Annotated in this window: 11 protein-coding genes; 8 read left to right on the forward strand and 3 right to left on the reverse strand. The window is 62.5% G+C overall.

Annotated elements, in window-relative coordinates:
• Position 1: 1 nt before the first annotated feature.
• The gene (locus EN804_RS22625; RefSeq protein WP_135921423.1) at positions 2-2,191 is read right to left on the reverse strand and encodes a TonB-dependent hemoglobin/transferrin/lactoferrin family receptor; all 2,190 of its coding nucleotides are present in this window, start codon (positions 2,189-2,191) and stop codon (positions 2-4) included.
• Between the two features lie 200 nt (positions 2,192-2,391).
• On the opposite strand from EN804_RS22625, the gene hemP reads away from it, so the two are divergent.
• Genes hemP through EN804_RS22650 form a run of 5 tightly spaced genes read left to right on the forward strand, consistent with a single transcriptional unit; the run spans position 2,392 to position 6,523 of the window.
• Entirely contained in the window at positions 2,392-2,598 is a 207-nt protein-coding gene (hemP, locus tag EN804_RS22630) for a hemin uptake protein HemP (RefSeq protein ID WP_027051401.1), read from the forward strand.
• A 23-nt stretch (positions 2,599-2,621) separates the two neighbouring features.
• A complete protein-coding gene (locus EN804_RS22635; protein ID WP_135921424.1) occupies positions 2,622-3,683 on the forward strand; it encodes a hemin-degrading factor in 1,062 nt (353 codons plus the stop codon).
• Positions 3,684-3,693: 10 nt separating this feature from the next.
• Positions 3,694-4,602 carry a hemin ABC transporter substrate-binding protein gene (locus tag EN804_RS22640; RefSeq protein WP_135921425.1) on the forward strand — a complete coding sequence of 303 codons (909 nt, stop codon included), beginning with the start codon at positions 3,694-3,696 and terminating at the stop codon, positions 4,600-4,602.
• A 5-nt stretch (positions 4,603-4,607) separates the two neighbouring features.
• Positions 4,608-5,708 (forward strand): iron ABC transporter permease, encoded by a 1,101-nt coding sequence (locus EN804_RS22645; RefSeq protein ID WP_135921426.1) that lies wholly within the window; start codon positions 4,608-4,610, stop codon positions 5,706-5,708.
• A 26-nt stretch (positions 5,709-5,734) separates the two neighbouring features.
• The gene (locus tag EN804_RS22650; protein WP_135880566.1) at positions 5,735-6,523 is read left to right on the forward strand and encodes a heme ABC transporter ATP-binding protein; all 789 of its coding nucleotides are present in this window, start codon (positions 5,735-5,737) and stop codon (positions 6,521-6,523) included.
• A 31-nt stretch (positions 6,524-6,554) separates the two neighbouring features.
• Here the strand turns inward: EN804_RS22650 and rirA are convergent, their stop codons facing one another.
• Complete coding sequence (gene rirA, locus EN804_RS22655; RefSeq protein WP_127278767.1) at positions 6,555-7,019, reverse strand: iron-responsive transcriptional regulator RirA; 465 nt, start codon at positions 7,017-7,019, stop codon at positions 6,555-6,557.
• A gap of 271 nt (positions 7,020-7,290) precedes the next feature.
• Between rirA and EN804_RS22660 the strand changes: the two genes are divergently transcribed.
• The 3 genes from EN804_RS22660 (at position 7,291) to EN804_RS22675 (ending at position 10,406) form a co-directional block, all read left to right on the forward strand.
• On the forward strand, positions 7,291-8,586 hold the full coding sequence (locus EN804_RS22660; RefSeq protein ID WP_135921427.1) for a DUF445 domain-containing protein: 1,296 nt from the start codon (positions 7,291-7,293) through the stop codon (positions 8,584-8,586).
• Positions 8,587-9,222: 636 nt separating this feature from the next.
• On the forward strand, positions 9,223-9,651 hold the full coding sequence (locus tag EN804_RS22670) for a phasin family protein (protein WP_135921429.1): 429 nt from the start codon (positions 9,223-9,225) through the stop codon (positions 9,649-9,651).
• A gap of 257 nt (positions 9,652-9,908) precedes the next feature.
• Positions 9,909-10,406 (forward strand): MaoC family dehydratase, encoded by a 498-nt coding sequence (locus tag EN804_RS22675; protein WP_127280148.1) that lies wholly within the window; start codon positions 9,909-9,911, stop codon positions 10,404-10,406.
• Positions 10,407-10,547: 141 nt separating this feature from the next.
• Here EN804_RS22675 and EN804_RS22685 read toward each other — a convergent pair whose 3' ends face one another.
• Positions 10,548-12,005, reverse strand: a complete 1,458-nt coding sequence (locus EN804_RS22685) for an MFS transporter (RefSeq protein WP_135921431.1) — start codon at positions 12,003-12,005, stop codon at positions 10,548-10,550.
• Between the last annotated feature and the right edge of the window lie 105 nt (positions 12,006-12,110).

The following is a 12,110-nucleotide window of genomic DNA, read 5'->3' on the forward strand; positions in this document are numbered from 1 at the left end:
ATCAGCCTCCAAATCGCATGGTTGCCGCCAGTTTCAGCGTGATGCCGGGTTCATAGACGGCGACCGTCGTGCCGCCATTCAGCGGGTTGGCGTATTTGACGTCGAACAGGTTGTCGGCACGGAAATCGACCTTCAGATCGTCGGTCGCCTGATAGCTGGCAAAGGCGTTGACCAGCGTATAGTCGGTGGCCACCGCATTGCCCTTGGGCTTGCCGTTGTACTGCACTTCGCCCCCGACGGTCAGCTTGTCCTCGAGGAAACGCAAACCGAGCTGAGCGGTGACCTGAGAGGAGGGAATGGTGGCGAGGTCGGCCTCCACGCCCTTGTAGGAAACTGTGTGGCCATTTGTGATCGAAGCCGAGAGGCCGGCATAGCCCCACGCCGCGTCGTAGACACCTTCCAGCTCGAAACCGTTGATCCTGGCCTTGGCGAAATTCTGATACTGGAAGCAGATCGGGATGCCGGGGCCGAAGGGGCAGCCGCTGCCTGGGGCGAACGGGGACAGCGTCACGCCGTCGATATAGTCGTCGACATCGTTGTTGAAATAGGCTGCCTTCAGGCGCAAGGCGTCGCCAGCCTCGAAGATGTCGTTCTGCTTGTAGTTGACGCCGAATTCGGTCGTCTTGCCGGTTTCAGGCCGCAGATTTGGATTGGGCAGGAACGGGAAGCTGACGCCTGCCGGATGGTTGCCGCTGATCAGAGTCTCCGTGATCGAGGGCGAGCGATAGCCTTCCGCATAGGTGCCGTAGAATTGCAGGCCGGCAAGGCCGGCGCTCTCGAAAGGCGAGACACCGACCGTGACGCGCGGCGATAGCCTGTCGCCGGAAATATCGTGCGTGTCGTTCTTCAGGATGTAGCTGTCGTAGCGCAGGCCGGCGATGACTTCGAGCCAGTCCCAGGTGAGCTTGTCCTGGACGTAGGCGCCCGACACGTTCCGCTTGCCCGAAGGGGTGTAGAAACTGTCGCCGCCGGCCGCGCCGCCCGTCTTGACATTGTCGCCGACCCAGTCGCCGCCATAGCTCAGTTCATGCGCGATGCCGCCCGTTTCGAACCGTGACGTGTTCCAGATATCGATACCGGCCGTGCCGACATCGAATGTCGATTGTGATCCTGCCGGCAGCACCACGGGAAGACCGGAGACCGGATCGAAGCGGTTCTGCGGGACAAGACTGGTCAGGCCGAGATTGGTCTTGTTGTAGGAGGTGTTGATGTGGAGATCGAGCCAGCTCTTGTCTTCGTCCGTGATGTTGTAGCGGGCCGTGAAGGTGTTCGACTTCAGGTCGATATCATTCACAGGCACGCCGCCGCTGGTCTCGTCCCAGCCGTCGCTCGATCCGACCCAGCCAAGCTTCAGCTCACTGTTCTCGGTCGGCCGGATGGTGGTCTTGAGCAGGCCGCTCAGCACGTCGAAACCAGTGCCGTTGACGGTGTCGCCGTCGCCGTCCTTGTAGTTGTCGTAGTCGCGGTAGACGATGTTGCCCAGCACCTCCCAGTTCTCACTGACGCGATAAGCGCCGGATGCGCTTGATGTCCAGCCCTTGCCGTTGCTCTCGTAGCGTCCGGTGACGGAACCGGCCCAGCTCTCGTCAGGCTTGAGGAAATCCTGGGCATCCTTGGTGTCGAAGAAGACGACACCGCCAATGGCGCCCGAGCCATAGGTGTTGGCGACCGGGCCACGGATCACGTCGACGGATTTGACGAGCTCGGGATCGATGTAGAAGGTCGACTGCGTGCCGTGGTCGGAACGCTGGAAATTCTGGCGCGCGCCATCGACGATGACAGCGACGCGGCCGAAATCCTGCAGGCCTCGGATGTTGATGCTGGTGCTGACGCGCCTGGCGTCCGCCTGTGCGGCGACGCCGGGCACACCGAAAAGCATCTCGTTTGGCGTCGTCGCCATGCGGCGGTCGAGCTGTTCCTGGTCGACATGGCTGGCCGAGGCCAGCGATTCGATCGCCGTTTCGCCGGTGCGGCTGAGCACCAGGATCTTGTCGAGCAGCGTCGCGCCCGCGGGAGTTGCTTTTTCCTGGTCAGTCTTCTTCGATTGATCCGGTTGCTTGCCCGCCGGCTGCGTTGCCTGCTGGGCGTGCGCCGATAGCGCGGACAAGGCGATCGCCGCCACGCCCGCGAGTAAAGCCGCCGCGCCGTTCGCCGTCGCCCGGCCGCGCCGTTCCCAATTCATCGACTCCATGCCCCAACTCCAAATCCCAGGTTCCATGCTGGCTGGCCTGGGGCTTGCTGGCATTTTTGATCGTATCCGGCATCTTAAATGTTGACTCATTTAGTCCGGTATTGCACTGACTAGTAAACATGATTATTCGAGTCAAGAAATGAATCGGCAATTTCGCAACGCCTAGCCAGATGCCCGGCACAGGAAAGGGATCGACCCAGATGAACACGCATAATCCCAACGATTTTCGCTATCGCGTCCGCCGTTCCGACGATGCCTCCGCCCGTTTCGATCGGATTCCGCTGGCGGTGCGAACGCTGTCCAGCAACACGCTGTTCCAGGGCGAGCACGAGATCGGCATCGAACATCATGGGGCGCTCTACCGGCTGAAGATCACCCGCCAGGGCAAGCTCATTCTCAACAAGTAAGGCAAGGCATCAGGGGTAAGGACATGGACCAGTGCGTAAAACCCGCTCCGCATGAAATCCGGCGGGCACGGACCGAGAATCCGAAAGCGCGCGAGCGTGATCTGGCCGGCCAGCTCGGCATTTCGGAGGCCGAGCTGGTGGCCGCGCATTGCGGTGATGGCGTCATTCGCATCGAGCCGCGCGTCAATGACCTTCTGACCGGTCTAGAGGCCGTTGGCGAGGTGATGGCGCTGACCCGCAACGAAAGCGCCGTGCACGAAAAGATCGGCGTTTACGACAAGGTCGTCACCGGCAATCACAATGCGATGGTGCTTGGCGAGAACATCGACCTGCGCATCTTCCCGAAAATCTGGGCGCATGGCTTCGCCCTGGAAAAGCGGGACGGCGACGACATCCGCCGCAGCCTGCAATTCTTCGATGCTTCCGGCGAGGCGGTGCACAAGGTGCATCTGCGCCCCGCCTCCAGCCTCTATGCCTACCAGAAGCTGGTCGCCTCTCTGGAATCGCCGAACCAGGGGCCGACGATCGAGATTTCAGGAACCGTTCTCGACGAGGAAAACGAGGCTGGGACATCGACCGCGAGCCTGGACGATCTGCGTGACCGCTGGAGCCGGCTGACGGACGTGCACCAGTTCTTCGGCATGCTGAAGACGTTGAAGCTCAGCCGCCGCCAGGCGGTGCGCATGGTCGGCCAGGATTACGCCTGGCTGCTCGACAATGACGCGGTGCGCGCCATGTTCCATCACGCCGCCGAAAGCGAGATGCCGATCATGTGCTTCGTGGGCAACCGCGGCTGCATCCAGATCCATTCCGGCCCGGTCAAGTCGATCAAGCCGATGGGGCCGTGGATCAACGTGCTGGACGAGACCTTTCATCTGCATCTGCGAACCGACCACATCCATGAGGTATGGGCGGTGCGCAAGCCGACCAGGGACGGCCACGTCACCTCGCTCGAGGTCTATGCCGCCAATGGCGACATGATCATCCAGTTCTTCGGCAAGCGCCACGAAGGCGAAAGCGAGCGCGACGACTGGCGCTTCCTGGCCGAGCACCTGCCGCGCATTCCAAGCCCGACGGCAGCCTGAGGACAGTGTAATGAGTTTTGTGTCGAGACTGTCCGCCCTGCGCGGATCGATGATCGGTTCCGCGATCGGCCTTTCCCTGGCTTTCGCCGCAATGCAGCCGGCCGGCGCCGACGAAGGCGTTTCGGTCTTCGTCGATCCTTCGAGGATCGCCGCCATCGGCGGGTCCATCACCGAGATCGTCTATGCGCTTGGAGAGGAAAAGCGTCTGGTGGCTCGCGATTCCACCAGCAATTATCCAAAAGCCGCGCTCGACCTGCCTGATGTCGGTTACATGCGCCAGCTGTCGCCGGAAGGTGTCTTGTCGGTCAATCCGACAACCATACTGGCATTGTACGGCAGCGGCCCCAAGGAAGCCGTCGACGTGCTGAAGAAGACGGGCATTCCCTTCATCGAAGTGCCCGAGCTGTACAGCCGCGAAGGCATCCTCCAGAAGGTCCGCATCGTCGGCAAGGCGCTCGGGGTCGAGGCCAAGGCCGAGGTGCTGGCCAAGGCGCTCGATGCCAAACTCACGGCCGCCGAAAAGCAGACAGCCTCGATCAAGGAGCGCAAGCGCGTCCTGTTCGTTCTCTCGATACAGGGTGGCAAGATCCTGGCGGCCGGCAGTGAAACCGCGGCCGACGGCATGGTCAGGCTGGCGGGCGGGGTCAATGCGGTGGAAGGCTTTTCCGGCTACAGGCAGATGTCCGACGAAGCGATCATCACCGCCAGGCCGGACGTAATCTTGATGATGAGCAATGCCGGGCCGCCGGTCTCGGACGACGAATTGTTCGGCAATCCATCCATCGCCTCGACGCCGGCCGGAACGGCGCGCAAGCTGATCCGCATCGACGGCGCCTATCTTCTGGGCTTCGGACCGCGCACGGCCGACGCGATCCACGATCTCGCAGTGTCGCTCTATGGCGCACAGGTCACGGACTGAGCATCATGGCCGACCAGTCGATCGCCGGTCCGGTGAAGGCGATGGGTGCATCCGAAGGGGATCGTTCCGGCCGCGCCCGTGCCGTCATTCTTATGCTGTGCCTGGGCCTGGCGGGCGCCGTCTTGCTTTCGCTCACATCCGGGGCGTCGGATGCATCCGCCGTGAACGTCATCAGGGATTGGCTCTTTGGCACCATCCCCGGCGATGCGGCACTCAACGCCCGTGACAGCCTGATCGTCCATGACATCCGCCTGCCGCGCGTTATCCTCGGCATGCTGGTGGGTGCGGCTCTCGCTGTCTGTGGCGCCGTCATGCAGGGACTGTTCCGCAATCCGCTCGCCGATCCCGGACTGATCGGCGTTTCAGCTGGCTCCAGCCTCGGTGCTGTGGCCATCATCGTGCTGGGCGGGACCATGCTGGCACCGGTGACCGCATTGCTCGGAACGCTTGCGCTGCCGCTTGCGGCGTTTCTCGGCGGCCTCGCCACCACATTGGTGCTTTATCAGGTTGCGACGCGACGCGGGCAAACCTCTGTCGCCACCATGCTGCTCGCGGGCATCGCCCTGGCGGCACTTGCCATGGCGCTGACCGGAATCCTCATCTTCATGGCCGACGATCGCCAGCTGCGCGATCTGACCTTCTGGTCACTGGGATCGCTCGGTGGTGCGACATGGGCCAAGATCTCTTCCGTCGGACCCATCATCGTCCTGGCACTCGCGGCGATGCCGTTCCTGGCCCGGGGTCTCAACGCGCTGGCGCTAGGCGAGGCCACCGCCGGCCATCTCGGCGTCCCGGTGCAGCGGCTGAAATACACAGCCATCATTGGTGTCTCGGCGGCGGTCGGGGCGTCCGTCGCGGTCAGCGGCGGCATCGGTTTCGTCGGTATCGTCGTGCCGCATCTGCTGCGCCTGCTGATTGGCCCGGACAATCGCTATCTGCTGCCGGCCTCGGCGCTGCTCGGCGCCTCGCTGTTGCTGCTCGCCGATGCCGGCGCCCGCACCATCGTGGCGCCGGCAGAGTTGCCGATCGGCATCGTCACCGCCGTCGCTGGCGCGCCGTTCTTCCTTTGGATCCTGCTGCGCAAGCGTGGCGTGATCGATCTGTGAGATTTGAGACCCTGTAGGAGTGTTTCATGATCGAAGCCCGCGACGTTTCTGTGGTGATCGGCAAGAAGCGCATTGTCGCCAACGTCGATTTCGAAGTCAGGCCAGGTGAAATCTCGGCCATCGTCGGCCCCAACGGATCGGGCAAGACGACCTTTCTCAAGGCGATGTCGGGGGATCTCGTCCATACCGGACGGATCCTTATCAACGGTCGCGAGCTGTCGACGATGAAGCCGGTCGAGGCGGCGACAGTGCGAGCGGTGCTGCCTCAGGCAACGACCCTGTCCTTTCCCTTCACCGTGCGCGAGATCGTCAGGCTTGGCCTCGTCGGTGGACGCTCGGGCGTGCTGCCCGGCGAGGACGAACGCCTGCCGGAGCGGGCGCTGGCGCGGGTCGATCTCGACGGTTTTGCCGGTCGTTTCTACCAGGAGCTTTCCGGTGGTGAGCAGCAGCGTGTCCAGCTTGCCCGCGTGCTGTGCCAGGTCTGGGCGCCGGTGCTTGACGGCGGCCCGCGCTATCTCTTCCTCGACGAACCGGTTTCCAGCCTCGACATCAAGCATCAGCTGATCATCATGAACATCGCCCGCGACTTCGCCAGAAGAGGCGGCGGCGTGGTCGCGATCCTGCACGACCTCAATCTGACGGCGATGTTCGCCGACCGCATCTTCGTGATGCATCGCGGCCGGCTGGCCGCGGCCGGATCGCCGCGGGACGTGCTGAGTGACGATCTGATCGAGAATGTGTTCGACTGCCGGCTCAAGGTCGGCGTGCTGCCGGCCGGCAACATGCCATTCGTGCTGCCGCAATCGGCAGCCTAGATCTGCGGTCTTCGGCCCGGCCTGCGCAGGATCAAGCTGCCGGGGCGCGGCGCTCCATCAGCATGTCGATACCGAGCAGGTTGCGCACATTCGGCCGCGCCGCCACCAGATCGGCGATCGTGTAGCGGGCAAGCACGGCGAAGAAGGCGTTGAGCGCTTCGCGCAGCGCCGAGTTCAATGCGCAGCTGTCGACCAGCGGGCATTCGGCCGCGTCATTCTCGAAGCACTCCGCCATGGCAAAGCTTTCCTCGGTCACGCGCACAACATCGAACAGGCTTATCGCTTCGGCGGCGCGGCCCAGCCGTACCCCTCCGTTCCGGCCGCGGACAGTCTCGACCAAGCCGTTCTCGACCAAAGGCTGCAGGATCTTGAACAGGAACAGTTCCGACACCGAATAGGCGGTCGCGATTTCCGGGATGCGGCTCAACCGTTCATTGTTGGCGGCACAATACATCAGGATGCGCATGGCATAGTTGGTTTGGCGGGTAAGCCGCATTTCATCCTCACAAAGCGCTGGCGCGGTGCAACCATGCCAGAGTCTGGAACTTTGCCGGCGCGGCTTCACCCGGATTTTCGGAGTCGCCGCGCTGGCCTCGGTCGAATATGGCCTATACCTTGGAATAATTCCAGACTGGCTTCGCATTATAGCTGAATATTCTCGTCAACTTTATGTGCGTGGCCAGGCGAAACGCTGAGAAAATCGGCTGTCGCGGGCATTTTGACGACCGACGCACTAAATAGCCTGGGATCGACGAGGAGCGGCTCATATGTCTCAATCGGCCCAGTCGCTGGCGCCTGTCCGTTTCGACACCGACGCGGGCGCCAAGCTTTCGGCGCTGCGGCGGACAAAGTTCGTCGCCATGGCGGCGCTGGCACTCTGCGTGCTGGTCTTTGTCTTGGCCAAGTCCTTCCAGACCAGCTACCCGTGGCTCGGCTTCGTCGCCGCCTTCGCCGAGGCGGCAACCATCGGCGGCCTTGCCGACTGGTACGCGGTGGTGGCGCTGTTCAAACGGCCGCTCGGGCTACCCATCCCGCACACCGCCATCATCCCGGAAAACAAGGATCGGATAGCCGACAATCTTGGCCGTTTCATCGAGGTCAATTTCCTGGCGCCGGAGCCTGTGCGTGAAAAACTCGCCGAGGTCGATTTTTCGGCGCTCGTCGCCGATTGGCTCGCCGATGCCGAACGCGCGGCCGGCCTGTCGCGCTTCGTCGTGCGGCTGGTGCCGCGTACGCTTGCGGCCGTCGAACAATCGGGCCTGCGCGGTTTCGTCACCAGCCGCATGCTGGAGCAGATCGAAAAGGTGCCGCTGGCGCCGCTGGCCGCCGAACTCTTGTCGGCGCTCACCGACGATCGTCGCCACCAGAAATTGTTCGACGAGTTCATCAAGGTCATCGGCCGCTTCCTCAACGACGAACAGGCGCTGGCGACGATGCGCGACAAGATCCGCGAGGAACTGCCGTCGCTGTTCAACCTGTTTCGCGCCGATGCCTATCTCCTGAAGAAGATCGTCGCCTCGGCGGGCTCCCTGCTGGACGAAGTGCGTGCCGATCCCGACCACCCGATGCGCGCCGAATTCGACCGTTTCGCGCAAAGTTTCGTCGACCGGCTGCGCACGTCCAAGCAATATGCCAAGCGAGCGGAGAAAATGAAGCGCGATTTCCTCGCCAGACCCGAAGTCAGGGCGCTGGCCGGCGACATGTGGGGGAGCCTCAGCCTGTTCATCGAGCAGGATGCCAAGGCGCCGAATTCGCTGGTCCGGGAGCATCTCGCCAACATGTTCGTCGAAGTCGGCCGCCATCTTGCCGGCGATGCCCAGATCCGGGCCGACATGAATCAAGGATTCGTGGTGGCGCTGGCCTCCTTTGTCGAAAGCCAGAAGAGCGGTGTCTCGAAATTCATCGCCGACCAGGTCAAGCGCTGGGACCTGGCGCAACTGACGCGCCTGATCGAGATGAACATCGGCAGGGACCTGCAATATATCCGCTTCAACGGCATGATCATCGGCGGGCTGGCTGGCATCGTGCTTTATGTGGCCGAGCGGCTGTTCCTAGTCGGCTAATATCTGATCACCGCTTGGTCCGTAGGTGTGCTCAAAGATCCGGCCAGATGCTTGGGTCATCGGCCCACCCTAGGAGTATTTCTGCCCTTGCAGCAAGAAGAGGAATTAACGCAGGTCGATGCCGAAGATCGCTACCAACAGTGCAGTCTCCGACCTCTCTACCAAGCGACCATTCTGCTGCAGCCGTTCGCCATAGGGTTCCTATGTCTCTCAAGGCTCCGCGCGGTGTGCGATCGACTCCGCAAGGGACATAGTCAATGGGAAGATCACCGGAAATCACCCACCATCCGACCCAATTCGGACGAGCGACGCTCTCAATTGCCCAAATGGCTACATAGGGATGAACATGCCAGCCAGGCCATTCTCCAACCCGGCCATGCACCAGACCCTCTTCCAGCAAATAGTCGATTACTCGTTGGCGCTCGCTCAAGCACCATTGGTTTTCTTCAACTTCTTGATCCGGTTCTTCCATACGACTAGCTTCTCACGGACAGATTCTACGTGCAATGTTCCATGGCTCCTGGCGGTATTCAGAATTTCCTCGCTAGTTAGCGTATCCGAATGGACTCAACACGCGTGGGTGCTATCCTCCCGGTGAGGGCAGCCGCATCCGCGGCGACAGGGGAGCAGATGAGCATGGCAAAGCAAGCGGAATCCGATTCCTTTATGGAAATGTTCGGCAGATTCGGCCGTGACTTGAAGGTGCCCAACGTCGATGTCGAGGCGATCCTTGCCCATCATCGCAAGAACCTCGAGGCACTGGAGAAGGCGGCACGGACCAGTGCGGCCGGGGCAACCTCGCTGATGTCAAGGCAGCGCGAAATGCTGCAGGACACGTTGCGGGAGCTCGCCGACATGGCGCAGGGCTACCGCGCACCGGGCAATCCGCAGGAACTGATGGCCAAGCAGACGGAGTTTGCCAGAAAATCCTTCGAGGCCGCGCTCAAGAACGCTGGTGAAGTGGCTGAACTGGCCAGGAAATCAGGCACCGAATCGATCGACATCCTGCGCGCGCGCATCAAGGAGGCGATGGAGGAGGTCCGCGCCGGCTACGGGCAGAAGTGAATCCCATCGGCTGTCGTTTCGCCCTCTATCCGGCACGCCGGTTGGCGATTCCGCAATATCGCACATAGTTGCATTAGCGCCACGGCATAAGCTCCCGGCAAGCTGGAAGGTCAAAAAGTCCGGTTCGGGCCTGCCATTGCGTGGCAAGGCATGGCACGAGTGTGTTCGAATCCGGCGGAACGGATTTGCGCGGAACGAATTGACAGAGGCCGCCGGTTCGTGGTCCGGAAGCTCTGGAAGCGATCGGGAAAGCAGGAATGACGGAAGTACGGCCTAAAACGCCGCCAACCTACGAACAGCTGAGAACGATGTCCGGACAGGAACTCGGCGTCTCGGAATGGACCACGGTCGACCAGAACCGCATCAACCAGTTCGCCGAATGCACCGGCGACCATCAATGGATCCACGTCGATCCTGAACGGGCGCGGCGGCAAAGCCCATTCCGCACCACGATCGCGCATGGCTATCTGACGTTGTCGATCATCGGCGCGCTGGCCCTCGAAATGGGGATCGTGCCCGAGAATACGCAGGCCGCCTTCAACTATGGTTTCGACAAGGTGCGTTTCCTGGCGCCGGTCAGGGTCGGCGCGCGCATCCGCCTGCGTACGACGCTGCTTTCCATGGAAGACCGGGGTCCAGGCCAATATCTGATGAAGGCAGCCAACACGGTCGAGATCGAAGGCGAGGAAAAGCCGGCGCTGATGGCTGAAACGCTCGTCATGCTTTACGAGCGCCGCAAACGGGCTGGGGCCTGAACGGCGATCGCCAGGCCCCTCGCGTCATTTCATCGGCCGTAACAGTTCCGGCAAAGACGATGCCCATGGCCATCACCCACATGGGCAGGATGAAGGTCGTGAAGGAGGGGCGGCGAAGGCGAGCGGTCAAACGATTGCGGTTCAACGCCGGTTGGGTTCCGCTCGGCGGTCGGCGCGGGCGGAGAGCACAGCAAGGACCAGCGCGGCCAAGGCCAGGGCCGTGGCTGCCCGGAAGGTGATCTGCATGCCTTGGGCCGCCGCCGCGGAACTCAAGAGCTGCTGCCCGATCCCTTGCTGTGCGTCACTCGATGCGATCGCGAATATGGCACCCATCAGCGATGCGCCAGTAATGAGACCAAGATTGCGCGACAGGTTGAGCAGACCGGAAACGACGCCACGTTCGTTTGCGCTTACACCGCCCATGACGGCCGCGTTGTTGGCGGTCTGGAACAGGGCGTAGCCGAAGCAGGTGACGGTAATTGGAGCGACGTAGCTGGCAATGCCGAGCCTGGTCAGAGCGAGCGACAGGAGCAACGTTCCCGTGGCGAGGCAGAGCAGGCCGGCGACCATCATCCGATGGGCACCGAAGCGATCGGTCAGCCGGCCGGCCAGCAACGCCGACAGGGTCGAGACAAGCGGCCCGGTCGAAAGCGCCATTCCAACCATCGCGGCATTCAATCCCAGCCCGCGCGACAGGTAGAACGGAGCAACCACCAGGGTTGCCATCATCACCGTGGCGACGATGAGACTCATGGCGAGGCCGGCGCTCAGCCGCGGGTCGCGGAAGCGGGCGAGTTGGACGAGGGGCGCCTTCGCCTTCGCCTGCGCGATGGCGAACACGATGACGCCGATACCGGCCGCGACCAGCAGGCCCAGATTGAGCACGCCAAAATTGCCTCGGCCAAGCGTCAATGCCAGGGCATAGGCGCCCAAGGTAAGGGCCAGCAGGGCGGTGCCCGTGACGTCAAACGTGCCTTGACCGGTCTCCATTGTTCCGCCGCGCGCCGGCAAGGCACGCCAGGCGAGAGCGAAGGTCAGAAGGCCAAGCGGGACATTGACAAGAAAGATCGCCCGCCAGCCGAGGCCGGCGATCAACAAGCCGCCAAGCGAAGGCCCGAGGGTCGTGCCGATCGCGGACATGGCGCCGAGCAGGCCCATGGCGCTGCCGGTTCGCTCCTTGCTTACGGTTTCCGCGACGAAGGCCAGTGTCAGCGCCATCATCAGCGCGGCGCCAAGTCCCTGCATGGCGCGCGCCGCGATCAGCAGCCAGAGTGTTGGTGCCAGGCCGCAGAGCACCGATGCCAGCGTGAACAGCGCGATGCCGCCAAGCAGCAATGGCCGACGCCCGAACATGTCGGCCAGCCGCCCTGCGCTGACGATCAGCGTCGTGATGGCTAGCAGATAGGCGAGAACCACCCATTGCACGGCCTGGAACGATGCATTGAAAGCCTGCATCAGCGAAGGCAGCCCGACGCTGGCGATGCTGGTTCCCAATGACGATAGCAGCGTGGCGAGCGACAGGCTCGCCAGTGCCAAGCCAGCGGACTGGGCCTGTCGCGGCGCCGATATCAGTTCCCGATTTTGCTCAACGACTGCCAAGGCGATCTCCTTTCTGTCTGCTCCGGAACCGGAGCTGCCGGAGATCTAGTCTTGTGTCTGATGCGGCGGAAGGCGCAGCATTTGCATCTTATTCGTGCGTCGGAC

The sequence above is a fragment of the Mesorhizobium sp. M8A.F.Ca.ET.161.01.1.1 genome (assembly GCF_004792105.1).
Classification (GTDB): domain Bacteria; phylum Pseudomonadota; class Alphaproteobacteria; order Rhizobiales; family Rhizobiaceae; genus Mesorhizobium.

Excerpts from the sequence above, each read along its gene's own strand:
- EN804_RS22625 (WP_135921423.1), bottom strand. The coding sequence starts at position 2,191 with ATGGAGTCGATGAATTGGGAACGGCGCGGCCGGGCGACGGCGAACGGC.
- hemP (WP_027051401.1), top strand. The coding sequence starts at position 2,392 with ATGAACACGCATAATCCCAACGATTTTCGCTATCGCGTCCGCCGTTCC.
- EN804_RS22635 (WP_135921424.1), top strand. The coding sequence starts at position 2,622 with ATGGACCAGTGCGTAAAACCCGCTCCGCATGAAATCCGGCGGGCACGG.
- EN804_RS22640 (WP_135921425.1), top strand. The coding sequence starts at position 3,694 with ATGAGTTTTGTGTCGAGACTGTCCGCCCTGCGCGGATCGATGATCGGT.
- EN804_RS22645 (WP_135921426.1), top strand. The coding sequence starts at position 4,608 with ATGGCCGACCAGTCGATCGCCGGTCCGGTGAAGGCGATGGGTGCATCC.
- EN804_RS22650 (WP_135880566.1), top strand. The coding sequence starts at position 5,735 with ATGATCGAAGCCCGCGACGTTTCTGTGGTGATCGGCAAGAAGCGCATT.
- rirA (WP_127278767.1), bottom strand. The coding sequence starts at position 7,019 with ATGCGGCTTACCCGCCAAACCAACTATGCCATGCGCATCCTGATGTAT.
- EN804_RS22660 (WP_135921427.1), top strand. The coding sequence starts at position 7,291 with ATGTCTCAATCGGCCCAGTCGCTGGCGCCTGTCCGTTTCGACACCGAC.
- EN804_RS22670 (WP_135921429.1), top strand. The coding sequence starts at position 9,223 with ATGGCAAAGCAAGCGGAATCCGATTCCTTTATGGAAATGTTCGGCAGA.
- EN804_RS22675 (WP_127280148.1), top strand. The coding sequence starts at position 9,909 with ATGACGGAAGTACGGCCTAAAACGCCGCCAACCTACGAACAGCTGAGA.